Source organism: Paracidovorax avenae ATCC 19860 (assembly GCF_000176855.2).
In the GTDB taxonomy this organism is placed as follows: Bacteria; Pseudomonadota; Gammaproteobacteria; order Burkholderiales; family Burkholderiaceae_C; genus Paracidovorax; species Paracidovorax avenae.
Genome location: NC_015138.1, coordinates 4,434,830 through 4,453,079, shown reverse-complemented (window position 1 = coordinate 4,453,079; position 18,250 = coordinate 4,434,830). Strand labels below are relative to the sequence as shown.

Below are 18,250 nucleotides of genomic sequence, written 5' to 3'. Positions count from 1 at the left end.
GGCTCTGGCGCAGCGACGCGCCTTCTTCCGACACGCTGCCGGCCGTCGGCTCCCGATACTGGTCGCAGGCGCCGAAACGATGGTGGCCGCGTCGCATGCCATGCGAATGCGCTGTGTCGTCCGTCGTGCGTCCCGATGTCCCCTTTTTCCCCGAGAAAACACATGATCCGAATCAAGCTCCAGGTGGAACTGGAGTACTGCGTTGCAGACGGTCCCGGCGCGGACTTCGTCTTCAACATCCATGCCGCGCAGACGGGGGGCCAGAAGGTTCTGGACGAGACCCTGGAGATCAGCCAGCCGGATGCCGTCCCGCTGCTGCACACCGATCCCGCCACCGGCACGCGTTGCATGCGCCTGCATGCGGGGCCCGGTCCGCTGACCGTGGCCTACGCAGCCACGGTGGACATGCACCACCATGCCGCCGATCCGGCGCACATCCCCGAAGTGCCCGTGCGCGACCTGCCGCCCGAGGCCGTGGGGTACATCCTGCCCAGCCGCTACTGCCAGTCCGACCGGCTCGTCACGCTGGCCATGCGCGAGTTCGGCCACCTGTGGCAGGGCTACAGCCGCGTGCAGGCCATCTGCGACTGGGTGCGTGGCCATGTCGCCTTCCGCTCCAACACCTCCAACTCCACCACGTCGGCCATCGACACCTTCGTGGAGCGGGTGGGCGTATGCCGCGATTTCGCGCACCTGATGATCGCGCTGTGCCGGGCCCTGAACATTCCCGCACGCATCGCGACCGGCACCGACTACGGTGCTGACCCGGCGCTGGGACCGCCCGATTTCCATGCCTATGTGGAAGTCTTCCTGGGCGACCGCTGGTATGTGTTCGATCCCTCCGGCACTGCCATCCCCATGGGCATGGTGCGGCTGGCCACCGGCCGCGATGCCGCCGACGTGGCCTTTGCCACGATCTTCGGCAGCGTGCAGTCGTCCGCCCCCAAGATCCGTGCCTGGGCAGTGCAGGACCCGGCCCGCGGCTTCGAGCTGCCCCACCATTCCTCGCTGGCACTGTCCACCGACTTCCCTGACGGCCACGGCGAACCACGCGCTCCGGCACGCCAGGGCCGCAGGGGGCATGTGGGCGCGCGGCGTACCTCCGCGCTGGAGGCGGCCGGCGCCTGAGGCGTTTACCCTGGGCGCCGCCGCCGGGGTGACAGGGTTCGCGCACGCAATGGCCGCTTCGCGTGCCGGGCACCCCGTGGCCGGCCGGGCCGCTTCAATGCATCCCATGGGATGTCCGCATCCCGTCCGCAGGGCCGGGCGCTGCGCTCCGTGCCCGCCTTCGACCACCGCATTGCGCTGCCTGTCCGCTGGCCGGCGCCTGCTCCGATGCCTTCCACCCCGCCTGCCACATCGCCGCGATCGTCCCGCCGCCACGCCGCGCCTTCCCACCCCGAGCCTGTCGATGCGCGGGAGCAGGAGGCTGGGCCGCGGCGGCTCACCCATGCGGGCCCGCTGCTGCCGCGCGCCCATTCCCTGCCCGCGCACGCGGGACTGCCCGGAAACGCCGGCCGTCCTCCACGCGCCGCCGGTGCGTCTTCCTCCGGTGTCGCACCCCGTGCGGATTCTTCGCCGCAGCCTGCGGCGCCGGAGGGCCTGCGGGACTCCAGGGGACCGGTCCCCGCCCTGCAGCCCCTGTGGCGCAGCATGGTGCGCCAGGCAGCGCGGTTGACCGAGGAGATGCGCGCCCATCCCGTATGGACCGCCGTCGTCCTGGACACCCTGCGGCAACCGGAACTGGTCGTTGCCATGGCCGCGCAGCTGGCCACGGCCGCACAGTGGTTTTCCGCCGGTGCGGCCGCGCTGCCACGGCAGTTGGCGGAACGCGGCGACCAGGAAACGGCCTGGCGCATCGCGCAGGCCCTGGTGCAGCTCGATGGCCCGCAATTGGCCGAGGACCTGATCGGCGAAGCGGTGTACGGCACGCTCCGGCATCTGCCGGATCGCCAACTGGCGGGCCTGCAACTGCTCGCCGGTCTCGGCATGCTGCTGGCCTACTGGCAGAGGATGGCTCGCCAGCGCGATGCCCTGGCCGCGGCGCAGGCGCAGGCGCAGCCACCGGCGCAGGCTCGCACGCCGGGGCCGGCCGCGGGCGCCCTCCGGCGATCCATGAGCGGGAACCGCGCCGCGCTGTCGCACAGCGTGGCAGGCGCGGTGACGCAGGCCGCCCAGGGCGTGATGGACGGCGAATATGCGGCGGGCGTGGCCCAGTGGATGGCGGACGAGGCCCGCCGGGCGGCCAGCCGCTGGTTCGGACGCAGCCGGAGTTTCAGCTAGCCTTTGCCATTCAGCCCGCTTTGCGGAAGGTGAGGTTCACCCGCTCCGCACCCCATTCGGGGTGCAGGCCATCCTTCACCGGCTGCACGCCGTGGAAGCGCAGGCGGTCCGGCCCGCCCCACACCACCACGTCGCCATGCTGCAGCGGCACGCGCGCCACCGGGCCGGTGCGCGCGAAGCCGCCCCACAGGAACACCGCGGGGAGCCCGAGCGACACCGACACGATGGGCGCCTGCAGGTCGTGCTCGTCCCGGTCCTGGTGCAGCGACAGGCGCGCGCCGGGGGCGTAGCGGTTGACCAGGCAGCTGTCGGGCTCGAAATCCGGGAACCCGGCGTACTCGGCTGCCTCCCGGGCCAGGCGCCGGAAGGTGTCCGGCATGGCAGGCCAGGCCGTGCCGGAGCCGGGGTCGAGCGGGGCATAGCGGTAGCCGCGGCGGTCGCTCACCCAGCCCAGGCGGCCGCAGGACGTGGTGGCGACCGACATCGACCGCCCGCCCGGTGTTTCCATGTGCCGCCAGGCAGCGGAGCGGGCCACGGCCCGCACTCCTTCGCGCAGCACCGGCGCCACCGGCAGCGCGAACCCGCGCAGCAGCGCCGCGCCCGGTCCCAGCGGGATGGCAGGGGCTCCGGCGGTGTCGCCGTCGAAGAGGTCGGGTGTCGTGGCGGCTGATCCGGGCATGGCACAGGCCACATGGCGCCTTTGCCGCAGTTCTGCAAGGGCTCTCGCGTCCTGCCATGCTCCCGTGCATCCCACGTTTTCCCCAAGGAGATCCCTCCATGTCCGCCGTGCCCCCGACATCTTCCTCCGCCACCCCGCTGCGCATCGATTTCGTCTCCGACATCTCCTGCCCCTGGTGCGCCATCGGCCTGCAGTCGCTCGGCCGGGCGCTGGACGCGCTCCAGGGCTCCGTCCAGGCAGAGCTGCATTTCCAGCCGTTCGAGCTCAATCCGCAGATGCCGGCCGGCGGGCAGGACATCGGCGAACACCTGGCAGAGAAGTACGGGGCCTCCCCCGAGCAGACCGCGCAGACGCAGCGCGCCATTGCGGAGCGGGGCGCGGCGCTCGGCTTCGAGTTCCGCATGGACCGCCGCAGCCGCATCTACAACACCTTCGATGCGCACCAGCTGCTGCACTGGGCGCACGAGACGGCTGGCCCGCAGGCCCAGGAGGCGCTCAAGCGGGCGCTTTTCCATGCCTACTTCACGGAAGGCCGCGACCCCGGCGACCGGGCACTGCTCGTGCAACTGGCCGCCGGCACGGGCCTGGACGCGGCGCGCGCGCAGCAGGTGCTGGAGTCCGGCGAGTATGCCGACGCGGTGCGCGAGCGCGAAGCCTTCTACCAGCAGCACGGCATCCATTCCGTGCCGGCCGTCATCGTGAACGGGCGGCACCTGATCCAGGGCGGCCAGCCGCCGGAGGTGTTCGAGCAGGCCCTGCGGCAGATCGCCGCGCAGGGGTGAGCCCGACGGCCCCGCGCTAGAACTTCCACCATTTCTTGCTCTTTTTCGCCGGCCTCTCGTGCATGCGGGATGCCGCGGGGGCGGCTTCTGCGGCCCGGGCTGCACTGGCGTTGGCGATCGTGTCGGCGATAAGGCCACGGTCCGTCTCGATGCCGCTCAGGTCCATGGTGTGCGGCTGGCCGAACGTGCCGTTGACCACGCTGTGGGCCAGTATGTCCATGGCCTGCAGCACATGGTCGCCACAGGAGTGCCCGTCCCGCTGGCGCGCGATGGGCCTGCCACGGACAGGTGTGTATACATCCATTGCCCGTGCTGCGTCTCTGGCCAGCTCGTACTGCTTGGTATCGACCGCTTGCGCAGCGTCCTGGGGGCGGACCAGGGAGTCGTAGTGAAAGGCATCGCCATTGCGCTGGTCGATGACGAGCAGCGACCAGTGGGAGTTCGGGTCGTTCACCGGCAGGAAGATGATGGGGCCGCCCCTGGCCATGATCTGGTGCATGGCGTTCTGCCGCTGCGAGCGGTCTCCCTGGATCAGCTGGCCCACCAGCAGCGGGTTGGCGAAATTGAGCAGTTCCGCGTTGGGCTGGCCTTCCAACCGTTCCGCAATCGTGCCCATATAGGCGATCAAGTGCTCGTCCCCCAGCCACTCCGTCTCGGAAGGGCCCGATGGCCGGGCTGCCGGGGTGGATGGCTCCTGCGGCGACGGCAGGGCATCCACGTCGATCCGTTCGGGGCTGGTCGCTGGCGTGACGCCGTAATAGCCATCGCCGAGCCATGGCTGTGTAACCTCTGACGGTGTATTGAGGTCGAAATCACGGGCCGAATATGCGCCTTCATTCAGCGATGAAAGATCGAAGGTGGAGGTGGAAATCTGCGGGTACTGGGGTGTGGCGGGTTCCGGATGATAGCCCCTGCGCTGCAATTCGCCGGAGAATCCTGAGAAAATCGATTCACCGGGTGGAACATAGTGCTGCCCATAGTAGGGTGCCTGGTATGGCACCAAATCGCTGAAAGTGGGGGTGGCTGGCGGATACTGGGGTGTGGCGGGGGCTTGGGGGTACTTGCGCTGCAATTCATCGGAAAAACCCGAGAAAAAGGAGTCACTGGGCGGAAGATAGTGCTGTCCGTAATAAGGGTGTTGATAGGGGGCCAAGCCAGGATACGGATTTTCAGATGGATAGGGGGAGATTTCCGGTGCAGGCGCTTCGTATGCAGACGGCGAAGCGTTCTGGAACCGGAGCTTGAAATTGGCGCGGATCGCTGCCTGTATGTGTGGCTCGGCGTTTGAGATGACCAACTCTCCAGTTTCAGTCAGGTCGCCATTGAGCCGGTCGAATAATTTCTCAAGACTTTCTTGGGTGAGGAACTTGCCGCAAACTTCCTCTGCAGATTTCCGGGGGTCGCTGAATCTTTGCGATATTTCCAGGAGTATATGGGGATTGTTTTTTATGGTCGCGAGGATTCCGTTCAATTTCTTGCGGCGGTTGGGTTTGCTGGCTTGCGGGGGGGGCTCTTTGCGGATTGAGGGGGTGTAAGCCTGGGATTTGGCACGGTTTTCAAACGCACGGTCGATGCGTTCTTTTTCACGGGGTGTGAGGTGTTTGATGAATTCTGAGGATTTTTTGGTGTATCCATCCCCTTTGATGTATGAATTGATGTTGGGGATGGTGTCGCTGAGGGATTTCATTGCCTCCCCGGCCTCGAACCGGTCAATGATTTCCAGAAAATCCTCTATGATTTTTCTGAAAAACTCCCTTTCGCTTTTCAGCGTTGCTCCCAGTTTTTCTTCTTGTATGGCTGCTTGGTGTTGGGTTTTTTCCCGGATTTTTTCATTGGAGAATGCGTCTTCAAGGTATTCAATCGCCAAATCACGGTCCTTGCCTGAGTAAAGGGTTTCTATCCGTTTTGTTGCCTGGTTTTTCAGATGGTGGCGCTCTGCGGAATTCAGATGCGCCACCACTGTTGTAGAGGTGTGATCGGTGATTCCGTAAGGGGTAAGATATTTGCCAATGCCCGGAAATTTCTGCTGAAGTGTTTGCCAGTTCTCGCCGTTGCCGTAGTGGGGCAAGGCTTCGAATAAAATGGGATGATTTTCCAGTCTTGTCGATTGGGGCGCGGGAGCACGCATCCGATGCACCGAACTTTGAATAGGGCTGTGAGCGATTTCCAGGGAAGGAAGAGCGTCGCGCAACGGGTGCATGTGAAAGCGCTGGGTGCGATCTCCATCATTCCTTGGGGATGGGGGCGACGCATTCGGCTCATCCATGGCCGCCGTCATGCGGCGATAGCTGTTGATGTCGAAATTGAAAAAATTATCCATTTTTATGTGTATGGATCACGATATCTCCTGGACGCCCTGAAATGTCCTGTGGCATGCAGGCATTCGTTATATGGGTTTGACAGAAAATATTTTGTGATCTCTGGCAGGCTATAAAGGGGCGAAAATATATCCCCATGGAGCACATCTGTTTTTGCGAAAGCGAAATACTCGCAGCACAAGCGAAAGTGGTGGGGGAGAAGCCCTGTGGGCAGGCACTCCGGCACGGGAAGGGGATACAGAGGGCGAGGCTCTGTTCGCGGGAGTGGCTACCCAGGCCATCTTCCGAGGGCGAAGGACATCCGGTGCGTCACTGCCTGCCCCGGGGAGCGCGCCTTTCGTCTTTCTTAAGACTGGCCTAAGTCAAGCAGGGCACATTAGAGGTTCGGCAGCCGCTGTCTCTTCTCCCTCCCTCCTTACTCAGGCTGCTGTTTACCCGCTTCGGCGGGTATTTTTTTGCCCGCGCGGCCATGAAAAAGCCCCGGCGGGTGCCGGGGTTGGGCTGCGGGGGAAGGGCGGTGCCGCGCCCTTCTTCTCTTTACTTGCGCAGCGGTATCGGCGTGGCCCGGTTCACCGGCACGGCCGTCACCGCGTTCTGCGGCGACCCTTCGATGAGCTTGTCGGAGTAGGTGAGATACACCAGCGTGTTGCGCTGCGCATCCACCATGCGCACGATGCGCAGCCGCTTGAAGAGGATGGACATGCGCTCGCTGAACACCTCTTCCTGGGCCTTGAGCGGCTGCGGGAAGGCAATGGGGCCGACCTGGCGGCAGGCGATGGAGGCCTCCGCCCTGTCTTCCGCCAGGCCCAGCGTGCCCTTGATGCCGCCCTTGCGCGCGCGCGAGACGTAGCAGGTCACGCCCTGCACGGCGGGGTCGTCGTAGGCTTCCACGAGGATGTCGTGGTCGCGGCCGATCCACTGGAAGGCCGTATCGACGGAGCCGATCTTCTGCCCGTCCGCGGCGGCGACCAGCGCCGTGCCGGCGAGGGCGCAGGCCAGCGCGGGCCGGGCGAGCCGGCGCAGGACAGCGTGCGCGGCGCTCATGCTCCGGCTCCGCCGCCCTCGGCGCAGCGCCGGGCAAGGTGGGCGAGCGCTTCTTCCACTTGGTCCACCAGCACCAGGCACAGGTCGCCCGGCTGCAGCCGCGCGAGCGCGGCATCGATGGCCGCGAACTCGCCGCGGATCTCGTCGATGTACTTCGTGCGGGAGGCGTTGGCCAGGCCCTCGCGCAGCAGCGCCATCACCTCGCCGTCGGCCCGGCCCCGCTGGGCGGCGTCCTGGTAGAGGATGACATCGTCGAAGGCTGCGCCCAGGATCTCGGTCTGCCCGCGGATGTCCTCGTCGCGCCGGTCGCCCGCGCCGCTGATCACCACGCTGCGGCGGTTGCCGGGCAGGGCGTCCACGGCCGACACCAGGGCGCGCATGGCGTCGGGGTTGTGGCCGTAGTCGGCGATCACGGTCGCGCCGCGGAAGTCCATGACATTGAAGCGGCCGGGGGCGTTGTCGCTGTCGTTGACGAAGCCGGCCAGGCCGCGGCGGATGGTGTCCCACGGCAGGCCGATGCCCCAGGCCGCGGCGATGGAGGCCATCGCGTTCTCGACCTGGAAGCCGATCGCGCCATTGCGCGTGAGCGGGATGTCGCGCAGTGCGATCTGCTCCCTCCAGGAATCCTCGGCCGCCACGATGTGGTCGCCGTCCACGTACACCACGCGCTGCCCCCGGGCGCGGTGCGTGGCCATGACCGGATGGTGGCGGTCCAGCGCGAAGAAGATGACCTTGCCCGGGCTGCTCGGCGCCATGGCGGCCACGTGCGGGTCGGCGGCGTTGAGCACGGCATAGCCGTCCGCGGCCACGTTCTGCACGACCACGCGCTTGAGGATGGCCACATCCTGCACGGTATGGATGAAATTCATGCCCAGGTGGTCGCCTTCCCCCACGTTGGTGACCACGGCCACCTGGCAGCGGTCGAAGCCCAGGCCCTCGCGCAGCAGGCCGCCGCGCGCGCATTCGAGAACCGCAGCGTCGGTTTCGGGGTGGGCGAGCGCATTGCGCGCGCTCCTGGGGCCCGAGCAATCGCCGCTGTCGATCTGCCGGCCGTTCACGTACACGCCGTCCGTGTTGGTCATCGCGGTGCGCCAGCCATGGGCCGTGAACAGGTGCGCGATCAGCCGCGTGGTAGTGGTCTTGCCGTTGGTGCCGGTCACCGCCACCAGCGGCACGCGGCCGTTCTCTCCGGGCGGGAACAGGGCATCGACCATGGGCACGCTCACGTTGCGCGGGCGGCCGAAGGACGGCGCCAGGTGCATGCGCAGGCCGGGAGCGGCGTTGACTTCGACGATGCCCCCGTTCTGCTCTTCCAGCGGGCGCAGCATGGTCTCGCACACCACGTCCACGCCGCAGATGTGCAGGCCGATGGTCTGCGCGGCCTCCACGGCGCGTGCGGCGACTTCGGGGTGCACGTCGTCCGTCACGTCGGTGGCGCTGCCGCCCGTGGACAGGTTGGCGTTGTTGCGCAGCACCACGCGCTGGCCCTGGGCCGGCACGGACTCGGGCGTGAGTCCTTCCGAGGCGATGCGGGCGATGGCGATGTCGTCCAGGCGCACCTTGGTCAGCGCCGTGCCGTGACCGCTGCCGCGGCGCGGATCCTGGTTGACGATCTCCACCAGCTCGCGGATGGTGTGGTGGCCGTCGCCCAGCACCTGCGGCGGCTCGCGCCGGGCGGCGGCCACCAGCTGGTTGCCCACCACCAGCAGGCGGAAGTCGTGGCCGGGCAGGAAGCGCTCGACCATCACCTCGTCGCTGAAGGCCTGCGCGGTGGCATAGGCAGCTTCCAGCTGGGCGCGGGTGGTGATGTTCACCGTCACTCCCTTGCCCTGGTTGCCGTCCTGGGGCTTGACGACCACGGGCAGGCCGACTTCCTCGGCCACTTTCCAGGCGTCTTCCAGGTCGGCCACGGGCCGGCCCAGCGGCACGGGCACGCCGGCCGCGTGCAGCAGGCGCTTCGTGAGGTCCTTGTCCTGCGCGATGGATTCGGCCACGGCGCTGGTCATGTCCAGTTCCGCGGCCTGGATGCGCCGGGCCCGGGAGCCCCAGCCCAGTTGCACCAGCGACCCGCTGGTCAGCCGGCGGAAAGGAATGCCCCGGGCCACGGCGGCGTCCACGATGGAGCCGGTGGAGGGGCCGATGCGCTCGTCCTCGTCCAGGTCGCGCAACTGGCCCACGGCGGCATCCGCGTCGAAGGGAGTGTCGGCCAGTGCGGCCTGCACCAGCCGGTCGGCCAGTTCCATGGCCAGGCGGCCGACGGCTTCCTCGGTGTACTCGACGACCACCTGGTAGGTGCCTTCTTCCACGGTGGCATGCGTGCGGCTGAACGTGATGGGGCAGCCGGCCAGGGACTGCAGCGAGTGCGCGGCGGCCTCGACGACCTCGGCCAGCGAGACCGGCACCTCTGCGCCTTCGGGACGCAGCGTGCCGATGCGGGGGAAGCGCGCCCGCAGGCGGTCTTCCAGGCCGGGCAGCCGGGTGATGTCGCGCTCGGCGGCGTCGCAGTGGACGACGGCCTCCATGGCGGTGCTGCGGGTCCAGACGTTGGGGCCGCGCAGGGCGCGGATTCGGGAGATCTGCATGGAAGTAGTGCTCTCGGGGGCGAATCAGTGCGTGTACTCGAAGGTCTTGATGCCGGCGGCGATCAGGTCGGGCGTGATGTCCAGGGCCCAGGCCGTGGCGACCGATGCCAGCAGGGCCGCGGTGTCGGGCTGTACGCCGCCGGCCAGCCCCAGGCTGGCCAGCGTGCCCAGCACCCGTTCCTTCGTCCCGGTGGCCAGCACCACGTTGCCGCCCTGCACGAACACGGCGCGGCCGTCCCCGTCGGCGCGGTGCGCAGCCACCACGGGGTTGTCGGCATTCAGCGCGTAGAACAGCACCTCTCCGTCGCACAGGCGGGCGAGATCGGCCACCTGGGCGTCATCGGCATTGAGCACGCCGGCGCCTTCGTCGAGCACCAGGTCGATCTGCGTGCGCATCACCCGGGTCATCTGCGCGGGCTCGAGCACGTCGTGGTCGGAGAGCTGTTCCCAGCCCTGCATGTCGGTGACCACGCCGACCAGGCAGCGGTCGTAGGCCAGGCCCTCTTCCAGGATGGAGCGGGCCGTGGTCTGCACCACCGCGGCCTCGGCCAGGCGGTTGGTCAGCAGGCGGTGGGCGCCGGCCCAGTTCGCCGTGTCGGTCTTCTGCGTACGGCGGTTGGCCAGGAACATGCCTTCGCTGCTGGCCACGCCGGTGAGCTTGCCCGACAGCTGCAGCAGCCAGCCCACGAGGCGGGCGATGAAGGCGTTGCCCTGCGTGCCGGCGATGCCCACCAGCGGGATGCGCCCCGCGCCCGTGCCTTCTTCGGTGCGCGGGAACAGGTGGTCCACGATGGCCATGCCCACGGGGCGGGGCGTGCCGCTGGTGGGCTTGAGGTGCATCAACAGGCCGGGGCCGGCGTTCACCTCGAGGATGGCGCCGCCCTGTTCCTTCATGGGGCGGGAGACGTCCTGCAGGATCATGTCCATGCCCGCGATGTCCAGGCCCACGATCCGGGCGGCCAGCTGGGCGTAATAGGCGACGTCGGGGTGCACCTCGTCCGTGCAGTCGATGGCCATGTTGCCGTTGCGCTGCAGCAGGATGTTCTGGCCCTGCGCGGGCACGGTCTCGGGCGTGACGCCCTGGCGCTGCAGCTCCAGCTGCACCGCCGGAGCCTCCAGCTTGATCCAGTCGAGCGGGTACTCCTGCTCGGGGCCGCGGCGCGGATCCTGGTTGACCACGTCCACCAGCTCGCGCAGGGTGGAGCGGCCGTTGCCCGAGACGCTCACCATCTCGCCGCGGCAGGCCGCCACCACCTTGCCGCCCACCACCAGCAGGCGGTGCTCGGTGCCCTCGATGAAGCGCTCGACGATCACCGCCGAGCCCTCGGGCTCGGCCAGGGCGAAGGCGGCCTTGATCTCGTCCTCGCCGTACAGCTCCAGCGTCACGCCGCGCGCGTGGTTGCCGTCGGACGGCTTGACGGTGACGGGAAACCCGATGTCCTGCGCCACGTCCCAGGCTTCCTGGGCGTTGGCGACCACGCGGCCTTCGGGCACCGGCACGCCGCAGGTGGCCAGCAGCCGCTTGGTGAAGTCCTTGTCCTGGGCGATGCCCTCGGCGATGGCGCTGGTCTGGTCGGTCTCGGCCGTCCAGATGCGGCGCTGCGCCGCGCCGTAGCCCAATTGCACCAGGTTGCCGTCGTTCAGGCGTATGTGGGGAATGCGGCGCTCGCCGGCCGCATCGACGATGCTGCCGGTGCTGGGGCCGAGGTAGCTGTCGTTGATGCTGGTCTTGATGGCCTGGATGGCGGGCTTGACGTCGAACGGCCGGTCGTTGATGGCCGCCATCAGCAACTGGTGGCCCCAGGAGAGGGCGGTGCGCGCCACATCCTCCTCGGGGCAGCGGAAGACCATGCGGTACACCCCGCGCCGGGAAACCTCGCGGGTCTGGCCGAACTCGGCCGGCATGCCCGCCAGGTTGAGCAGCTCGATCACGACGTGCTCCAGCACGTGGCCCATCCAGGTGCCGCCTTCCAGGCGCTGGATGAACCCGCCGCGCTCTCCCACGCCGCAGTGGTGCTCGATCAGGGCCGGCAGCCAGGTGGTCAGGCGTTCGTTGAGGCCGGGGATCTTGTCCGATGGCCAGTCTTCCAGTTCGCCCAGGTCCAGCCAGACCTCGAGGATGGGACGGTAGGTCCAGACGCTGGGGCCGCGCAGGTAGGTGATGCGCAGCAGTTGGATGTCATTGAAAGTCGCCATGGAGTGCAGCGTAAAGGAATCTGCGGCCGCGGGGGACCGGGAATGCGAAGGAAGCCTGTTGCGATTGTGCGCTGAAGTCATGGGGGGGAGCGTGCGCGCTGTCAGCGCAGGGGGGCGGGCGCGCGTTACATGGCGATGCCGCTGCCGCCCCCGGGCCATCGGAGAGAAAATGCATCCCAGCACACAGGCCCGGCGCTCGGCCCGGCCTGGTGTGAGTACCCACCAACATGCAACATCACCATCCTGCGGACGCCTCGGGTGTCTTGACGGGCCCCGTGTGGGCCGAAATGCGAGCCAGGCTCGCGCCCACAGAAAACGTGCTGACCACACTGGAGGTTGACCTGAGCGCCGCGCTGCGCTTCGCCCCCGGCCTGCTGATGCTGACCACGCAGCGCCTGCTGGTGCAGGAGCCGGGCGGCGGCGTGGGCGAATGGCCCCTCGCGCCCGGACTGTCGGTGCGCCTGATCGAGCATGGCGGTGTCGGCACGCTGGAGCTGCACGACGATGCGCGGCGCCTGGCGCTGTGGCGCTTCACGCTGGGGCACCATCCCCAGGCGCTGCTGCTGCAGCAGAAGTTCGAGCAGCAGGTGGGCCATCTCTCTGCCCCCGGGGGCCGGCCGCCGCAGTCCGAGCCGGACGACGAGGCGCACTGCGAGGCCTGCGGCGCGGTGCTGCCGCCCGATGCGGAGGAGTGCCCCGCGTGCGCCCGCCAGCAGGCGCCCCAGACATCCACCTGGGTGCTGCTGCGGCTCTGGCGCTTCGCGCACCCCTACCGGCACCAGCTGCTGCTGGGCTTCCTGCTGACGCTGGCTTCCACGGGCGCCACCCTGGTCGCGCCCTACCTGACGATCCCCATCGTGGACAAGATCCTGATCCCCTTCCAGAACGGGCAGCGGATCGACGCGGGCCTCGTGGGCTTCTATCTCGGGGGGCTGCTGCTGTCGGCCCTGGTGGCCTGGAGCCTGGGCTGGGCGCGCACCTTCGTGCTGGCCAAGGTGTCCGAGCGCATCGGCTCCGACCTGCGCACCACCACCTACAAGCACCTGCTGACGCTCTCGCTCGACTACTACGGCAGCAAGCGCACCGGCGACCTGATGGCACGCATCGGCGCGGAGACGGACCGCATCAACCTCTTCCTGTCGCTCAACGCGCTCGACTTCGCCACCGACGTGCTGATGATCGCGATGACCTCGGTCATCCTGTTCTCCATCAATCCCTGGCTGGCGCTGGTCACCCTGGTGCCGCTGCCCTTCATCGCCTGGATGATCCACCTGGTGCGCGACCGCCTGCGCACGGGCTTCGAGAAAATCGACCGCGTCTGGTCCGAAGTGACCAACGTGCTGGCCGACACCATCCCGGGCATCCGCGTGGTCAAGGCCTTCGCCCAGGAAAAGCGCGAGTCCGACCGTTTCGCCCAGGCCAACCTCGTCAACCTGCAGGCCAACGACCGCGTGAACAAGACCTGGTCGCTGTTCACGCCCACGGTGACGCTGCTGACCGAGATCGGCCTGCTGATCGTGTGGGGCTTCGGCATCTGGCTGGTGGCCGGCGGCCAGATCACCGTCGGTATCCTCACGGCCTTCATCGCCTACATCGGCCGTTTCTATAGCCGGCTCGACTCGATGAGCCGCATCGTGTCGGTCACGCAGAAGGCGGCCGCCGGCGCCAAGCGCATCTTCGACATTCTGGACCATGTCAGCAGCGTGCCCGACCCGGTGAATCCCGCCCAGCTGCAGCACGTGCAGGGCCGCATCACGCTGGACAACGTCAACTTCCGCTACGGCAGCCGTTCCGTCATCAGGAACCTCGACCTGCAGATACGCCCGGGCGAGATGATCGGCCTCGTGGGCCACAGCGGCTCGGGCAAGAGCACCCTGGTCAACCTCATCAGCCGCTTCTACGACGTCTCCGAGGGATCCATCCAGGTGGACGGGGTGGACGTGCGCCGCCTGCGCGTGGCCGATTACCGCCGCCACATCGGCCTGGTGCTGCAGGAGCCCTTCCTGTTCTTCGGCACGATCGCCGAGAACATCGCCTACGGCAAGCCCCATGCCTCGCGCGAGGAGATCGTCGCGGCGGCCCGCGCGGCCCATGCCCACGAGTTCATCCTGCGCCTGCCGCACGGCTACGACTCGCTGGTGGGCGAGCGGGGGCAGGGCCTGTCGGGTGGCGAACGCCAGCGCATCAGCATCGCGCGCGCCCTGCTCATCGACCCGCGCATCCTCATCCTGGACGAGGCGACCTCGGCCGTCGATACCGAGACCGAGGAAGAGATCCAGAAAGCCCTGGACAACCTCGTGCAGGGCCGCACCACCATCGCCATCGCCCACCGGCTCTCCACGCTGCGCAAGGCCGACCGCCTCGTGGTGATGGACCGCGGCGAGATCGTCGAGGTCGGACCGCACGACGAGCTCATGGAAAAGCAGGGTGCCTACTGGCGCCTCTACGAAGCCCAGGCGCGCCGCGTCGAGGAAGACGCGCAGGCCCCGGGCCTCGTGGAGGTGGACAGCGCGATGCTCCACTCGGCCCACCCCGCGGGAACGCCATGATGGCGGCCACCGCATCCCACCCATCTCCCAGTTCCGCCACGATGAACGCTTCCCACGCTTTACCCGCCTTCGGCCTGCAGCGCGACGCCCATGGCCGGCTGGTGCTCACGCTGGCCGACGGCACTGTGCACGAGGCCGTCACTCCGGTGCGGGCCTTCCCCATCGCCGCGCCGGACGAGGGCCTGTCGCTGGTGGGCCAGGACGGCCACGAGGCCCTCTGGATCGACCGGCTCGACCGCGTGGATGCGGCCGCCCGCGGCCTCATCGAGGAAGAGCTGGCGGTACGTGAGTTCATGCCCACTATCACGCGGATCACGGCCGTCTCGAGCTTTTCCACCCCGAGCACCTGGGATGTGGAAACCGACCGGGGCAGGGCCCAACTGATCCTGAAGGGCGAGGAAGACATCCGGCGCCTGGGCAGCCGCAACGCGCTGCTGATCGCCGCGGCCGACGGCGTGCAGTTCCGCGTGCCCGACGTGGCCGCGCTGGACAAGGCTTCGCGGCGCCTGCTGGAACGCTTCCTGTAGCCGGTGGAGGCCGCTGGCAGGTGGCAAAACTAGGGGAAAACCCTTAAATTACGCCGAAAGGTGAAAAAAGGCCTTAATCCCCCCTTTTTTTTGCCGTTATGGATGTACGAGACGGGGTTAGCTCCCCCCGGACGTTTCTCGCCAACCAACGGAAGCCTGCCATGCAAATGCCACCTGTCGATCGATCGCCGCTCTGGCGTCCTCAGGGCGCTGATTTGTATTCCACCGGCGCTTCGGGCGCGGTGCCGGTCAGGCCCGTCAATGGCGTGACCCCGGTGGAGTCCACCGACCGCCTGGGCGAGGGCACCTCCATCCGCGAGCCCGACAAGCCTTCGGACAAGGACCCGTCCAACCGCGACTGGACCGAGGTCAAGAAGAAAGAGAAGGAAGAGGCCGAGAAGGCCAAGGACCCGCCGCCCGAGCCCATCTACAAGCAGTTGCTGGAGTTCATCCAGTCGATGTGGCGCGCGAGCGGCTCGGCCGTGGAAATGGCGCAGGAACTGAACAAGGGCAGCCTGCAGGACCGCCTGTCCCAGGAGGCCAAGAACCAGCCGCTGACCTACGCCGACCCCAAGGTCAAGCGCACGGGCAATTCCTGATCCGGGGGGCGGCGGTGCTGGCAGGCCTACTTCCGGGCCGCAGGCGCGGACGCCGCCGGAGCCGGTGAACCGGTGGCAGATGCGGCAGTTGCCGCAGCCGCGGCGGCCTTCGCCCGGTCGCGCTCCGCGCGGTACTTCACCGTATAGGCGCGCACCTCGTCCAGGGTCACGTAGCCGTCGTGGTTGGTGTCGGCATCGTCGAAGGCGGCTGCCAGGCGGGGAATGATCGCCACCTCCTTGCGGCTGAGCTTACCATCGCCGTTGAAATCCAGCATGTGGAACTCGCGGATCGCCTTGATTTCGCCCTTGCTGAGCGGCTGGCTGGCCGTGGACTGGGCCGGTTCGGCCGCTGCGGCGGATGCGTGCGGGGCCTTGGCGGTGGCCTTCGATGGTGCGTCGGCGGCGGAGGCGGGAGCGGCGGCGAGGGTCGCCGCCACGCCCAGCGCCAGGGCGGCCAGGGGATGGTGCAGTCGGTTTCGGAGTCGCATCATGGTGGGAGCACGGCATCCGCCCGAGGTTCCTCGCGCACGAGGTTGGTGATGCCGGCGCTCACGTGCCCGGCCGGCACGTGCCGCGCCGCGGAGGCCACGTGGCTGCGCTGGTCGTCGAAGAAGAAGTCCGGCTCGAATTCCCGCAGGAAGGGGCCTTTTTCCAGCCCGCCCAGGAACATCGCCTCGTCCACGGTGATGCCCCAGTCCAGCAGCGTGCGCACGGCGCGCTCGTGGGCCGGTGCGCTGCGCGCCGTCACCAGCGCGGTGCGGATGCGCATGGTCTCCGAGGCATCGGCCTGCTGCTGCAGCTGGTGCAGCGCGGCCAGCAGTGGCTTGAACGGGCCGCCGGCCAGCGGCAGCGCCGCCTTGCTCACCTCGTGCTCGTGGAAGGCCGGCAGGCCGCCCTGCTGGTAGATGCGCTCGGCCTCGTCGGAGAACAGCACCGCGTCGCCGTCGAAGGCGATGCGCACCTCGTGCGGGTAGCGGTCACCCGCGGGCGTGGAGTCGGTCATCACGCGTGCCGCGGGGAAGCCCATGTTCAGCGCCTGCTGCACGTCCTTCTCGTTGGCCGAGAGGAACAGGTGCGCGCCCAGCGGCCGCAGGTAGGCGAACGGGTCGCGCCCGCGCGTGAACACCCCGCGCTCGATGTGCATGCCCGAGGCGTGCGCCGAGGCGAACACGCGCATGCCGCTGGCCGGGTCGTTGCGCGACAGCACCACCACCTCCACGCGCTGCGCCTGGGCGGTGTTGAAGCCGAGCAGCTTGCGCACCAGCGGGAAGGCGATGCCCGCGCGCGCGGGCTGCTGCACCAGCTCCAGCTGGCGGCGCATGTAGGCGGCCTCGTCGCCGGCCTCGAACAGGCGGTTCTCTTCCTCGAAATCGAACAGCGCGCGGGAAGAAATGGCGACGACGAGCTTGTCGTCCAGTGTCAGGGCCATGGCGGGGCTATTTCACGAACTGGTTGAGCTGGATGATGGGCATGAGCACCGCCAGCACGATGAGCATCACGATCACGCCCATCGCCACGATGAGCAGGGGCTCCAGGATGGTGGCCAGCTGCATCGCGCGGCGCTGCACCTCGGCCGACAGCTGCGCGGCCGCGCGCTGCAGCATCAGCGGCAACTGCCCCGTCTGCTCGCCCAGCCGGGCGAACATCGACACCAGGCCGGGGAACCGTTTTTTCTGCGCCAGCGCGGAGGCCAGGGGCGCGCCCTCGCGCACCAGCACCAGTGCATCGAGCGCGTCCGCGCGCATGGCGGTGTTGCCCAGTGTCTCGGCGGCGGCCTGCAGGGCCTTCAGGATGGGCACGCCCGCGCCGGCCAGCATCGACAGCGTGCCCGTGAAGCGCGCCGCGTTGTAGCCGCGCGAGAGCCGGCCCACTACCGGCAGGCCCAGCCAAGCGGCATCGAAGCGTTCGCGCACGCGGGGCTGCGCCAGCGCGGAGCGGGCGGCCAGCGCCAGCACCATCAGCACCCCCAGGGCTGCCCAGCCGTAGCTGCGCACCGCGTCGGAGAGGGCCATCATCGCCACCGTGAGGAAGGGCAGGGCGCGCTTGCTGCCCGCGAACACCGCGGCCACCTGCGGCACGACGTAGCCCACGAGGAACAGCACGATCACGATGGCGATCACCGTCACGATCGCCGGGTAGAGGGAGGCGCCGATGAGCTTGGCCTTGAGCGCCTGCCGCTCCTCGAGGTCGTCCGCCAGGCGCTCCAGCACCAGGCCCAGGTGGCCGCTGGATTCGCCGGCGCCGATCACCGCGCAATAGATGGAAGAGAATTCCCGCGGGTGCGCCGTGAGCGCCCGCGCGAAGGTGGAGCCGGCATTCACCTCGGCCCGCAGCGTGGCCACCAGGTGGCGCTGCCGGTCGTCGTCCGACTCGTCGGCCAGCGCCGTGAGCGCCCGCTCCAGCGGCAGCCCCGAAGACACGAGCCCTGCGAGCTGGCGCGTCCATACCGCCAGGCCCGTGGCGCCGAATACCGGCCGCGTGAACAGCCGCTGCCCGAGCGAGACGCTGCCGTCCCCGCCTGCGCCCTGGCCGGTGGCGAGTGCCTCCACGGCCAGCGGCACCAGGGCCTGGGCGCGCAGCAGGCTGCGTGCCGCCTTGGCGTTGTCGGCTTCGAGGGTGCCTTTGCGGGTCTGCCCCTGGGCATCGAGGGCTTCGAAAGAAAACGCGGGCATGCGGACAGGAAATTCGGGG

General features: G+C 68.4%; 14 protein-coding genes. 6 read left to right on the top strand and 8 right to left on the bottom strand.

Annotation, left to right across the window (positions count from 1 at the left end; all coding sequences use genetic code 11):
* Positions 1-162: 162 nt before the first annotated feature.
* The gene (locus ACAV_RS19300) at positions 163-1,128 is read left to right on the top strand and encodes a transglutaminase-like domain-containing protein (RefSeq protein ID WP_013596259.1); all 966 of its coding nucleotides are present in this window, start codon (positions 163-165) and stop codon (positions 1,126-1,128) included.
* Positions 1,129-1,239: 111 nt separating this feature from the next.
* On the top strand, positions 1,240-2,283 hold the full coding sequence (locus ACAV_RS19295) for a hypothetical protein (RefSeq protein ID WP_041828824.1): 1,044 nt from the start codon (positions 1,240-1,242) through the stop codon (positions 2,281-2,283).
* A 10-nt stretch (positions 2,284-2,293) separates the two neighbouring features.
* Here ACAV_RS19295 and alkB read toward each other — a convergent pair whose 3' ends face one another.
* Positions 2,294-2,962 (bottom strand): DNA oxidative demethylase AlkB, encoded by a 669-nt coding sequence (gene alkB / locus ACAV_RS19290; RefSeq protein ID WP_013596257.1) that lies wholly within the window; start codon positions 2,960-2,962, stop codon positions 2,294-2,296.
* Between the two features lie 98 nt (positions 2,963-3,060).
* Between alkB and ACAV_RS19285 the strand changes: the two genes are divergently transcribed.
* Positions 3,061-3,744 (top strand): DsbA family oxidoreductase, encoded by a 684-nt coding sequence (locus tag ACAV_RS19285; protein ID WP_013596256.1) that lies wholly within the window; start codon positions 3,061-3,063, stop codon positions 3,742-3,744.
* Positions 3,745-3,760: 16 nt separating this feature from the next.
* Here ACAV_RS19285 and xopD read toward each other — a convergent pair whose 3' ends face one another.
* The 4 genes from xopD to ACAV_RS19265 all read right to left on the bottom strand — a co-directional run bounded on the left by xopD (position 3,761) and on the right by ACAV_RS19265 (position 11,884).
* Positions 3,761-6,064 carry a Ulp1 family type III secretion system effector isopeptidase XopD gene (gene xopD, locus ACAV_RS24235; RefSeq protein ID WP_081463141.1) on the bottom strand — a complete coding sequence of 768 codons (2,304 nt, stop codon included), beginning with the start codon at positions 6,062-6,064 and terminating at the stop codon, positions 3,761-3,763.
* Positions 6,065-6,599: 535 nt separating this feature from the next.
* Complete coding sequence (locus tag ACAV_RS19275) at positions 6,600-7,106, bottom strand: CreA family protein (protein WP_013596254.1); 507 nt, start codon at positions 7,104-7,106, stop codon at positions 6,600-6,602.
* Positions 7,103-9,688 (bottom strand): cyanophycin synthetase, encoded by a 2,586-nt coding sequence (gene cphA, locus ACAV_RS19270; protein WP_013596253.1) that lies wholly within the window; start codon positions 9,686-9,688, stop codon positions 7,103-7,105. Before cphA ends, ACAV_RS19275 begins: the two co-directional genes overlap by 4 nt.
* A 24-nt stretch (positions 9,689-9,712) precedes the next feature.
* Complete coding sequence (locus ACAV_RS19265) at positions 9,713-11,884, bottom strand: cyanophycin synthetase (RefSeq protein ID WP_013596252.1); 2,172 nt, start codon at positions 11,882-11,884, stop codon at positions 9,713-9,715.
* Between the two features lie 227 nt (positions 11,885-12,111).
* Here ACAV_RS19265 and ACAV_RS19260 point away from each other — a divergent pair, with 227 nt between their 5' ends.
* From ACAV_RS19260 to ACAV_RS19250, 3 genes are all read left to right on the top strand, one after another.
* Positions 12,112-14,433: a cyanophycin metabolism-associated ABC transporter gene (locus ACAV_RS19260; protein ID WP_013596251.1), complete on the top strand. Its 2,322-nt coding sequence runs from the start codon at positions 12,112-12,114 to the stop codon at positions 14,431-14,433.
* A gap of 41 nt (positions 14,434-14,474) precedes the next feature.
* Positions 14,475-14,960: a cyanophycin metabolism-associated DUF1854 family protein gene (locus ACAV_RS19255; protein ID WP_128099380.1), complete on the top strand. Its 486-nt coding sequence runs from the start codon at positions 14,475-14,477 to the stop codon at positions 14,958-14,960.
* A gap of 161 nt (positions 14,961-15,121) precedes the next feature.
* Entirely contained in the window at positions 15,122-15,559 is a 438-nt protein-coding gene (locus ACAV_RS19250) for a hypothetical protein (protein WP_013596249.1), read from the top strand.
* Positions 15,560-15,585: 26 nt separating this feature from the next.
* On the opposite strand, the gene ACAV_RS19245 is transcribed toward ACAV_RS19250, so the two are convergent.
* The 3 genes from ACAV_RS19245 to gspF are packed head-to-tail and all read right to left on the bottom strand — an operon-like array spanning position 15,586 to position 18,231.
* On the bottom strand, positions 15,586-16,050 hold the full coding sequence (locus ACAV_RS19245; RefSeq protein WP_013596248.1) for an EF-hand domain-containing protein: 465 nt from the start codon (positions 16,048-16,050) through the stop codon (positions 15,586-15,588).
* Positions 16,047-16,988 (bottom strand): 5'-nucleotidase, encoded by a 942-nt coding sequence (locus tag ACAV_RS19240; protein ID WP_013596247.1) that lies wholly within the window; start codon positions 16,986-16,988, stop codon positions 16,047-16,049. Before ACAV_RS19240 ends, ACAV_RS19245 begins: the two co-directional genes overlap by 4 nt.
* Positions 16,989-16,995: 7 nt before the next feature.
* Positions 16,996-18,231 (bottom strand): type II secretion system inner membrane protein GspF, encoded by a 1,236-nt coding sequence (gene gspF / locus ACAV_RS19235; RefSeq protein ID WP_013596246.1) that lies wholly within the window; start codon positions 18,229-18,231, stop codon positions 16,996-16,998.
* Positions 18,232-18,250 lie beyond the last annotated feature (19 nt).

Coding starts and splice junctions, on each gene's coding strand:
- ACAV_RS19300 (WP_013596259.1), top strand. CDS start 163: ATGATCCGAATCAAGCTCCAGGTGGAACTGGAGTACTGCGTTGCAGAC.
- ACAV_RS19295 (WP_041828824.1), top strand. CDS start 1,240: ATGTCCGCATCCCGTCCGCAGGGCCGGGCGCTGCGCTCCGTGCCCGCC.
- alkB (WP_013596257.1), bottom strand. CDS start 2,962: ATGCCCGGATCAGCCGCCACGACACCCGACCTCTTCGACGGCGACACC.
- ACAV_RS19285 (WP_013596256.1), top strand. CDS start 3,061: ATGTCCGCCGTGCCCCCGACATCTTCCTCCGCCACCCCGCTGCGCATC.
- xopD (WP_081463141.1), bottom strand. CDS start 6,064: ATGGATAATTTTTTCAATTTCGACATCAACAGCTATCGCCGCATGACG.
- ACAV_RS19275 (WP_013596254.1), bottom strand. CDS start 7,106: ATGAGCGCCGCGCACGCTGTCCTGCGCCGGCTCGCCCGGCCCGCGCTG.
- cphA (WP_013596253.1), bottom strand. CDS start 9,688: ATGCAGATCTCCCGAATCCGCGCCCTGCGCGGCCCCAACGTCTGGACC.
- ACAV_RS19265 (WP_013596252.1), bottom strand. CDS start 11,884: ATGGCGACTTTCAATGACATCCAACTGCTGCGCATCACCTACCTGCGC.
- ACAV_RS19260 (WP_013596251.1), top strand. CDS start 12,112: ATGCAACATCACCATCCTGCGGACGCCTCGGGTGTCTTGACGGGCCCC.
- ACAV_RS19255 (WP_128099380.1), top strand. CDS start 14,475: ATGAACGCTTCCCACGCTTTACCCGCCTTCGGCCTGCAGCGCGACGCC.
- ACAV_RS19250 (WP_013596249.1), top strand. CDS start 15,122: ATGCAAATGCCACCTGTCGATCGATCGCCGCTCTGGCGTCCTCAGGGC.
- ACAV_RS19245 (WP_013596248.1), bottom strand. CDS start 16,050: ATGATGCGACTCCGAAACCGACTGCACCATCCCCTGGCCGCCCTGGCG.
- ACAV_RS19240 (WP_013596247.1), bottom strand. CDS start 16,988: ATGGCCCTGACACTGGACGACAAGCTCGTCGTCGCCATTTCTTCCCGC.
- gspF (WP_013596246.1), bottom strand. CDS start 18,231: ATGCCCGCGTTTTCTTTCGAAGCCCTCGATGCCCAGGGGCAGACCCGC.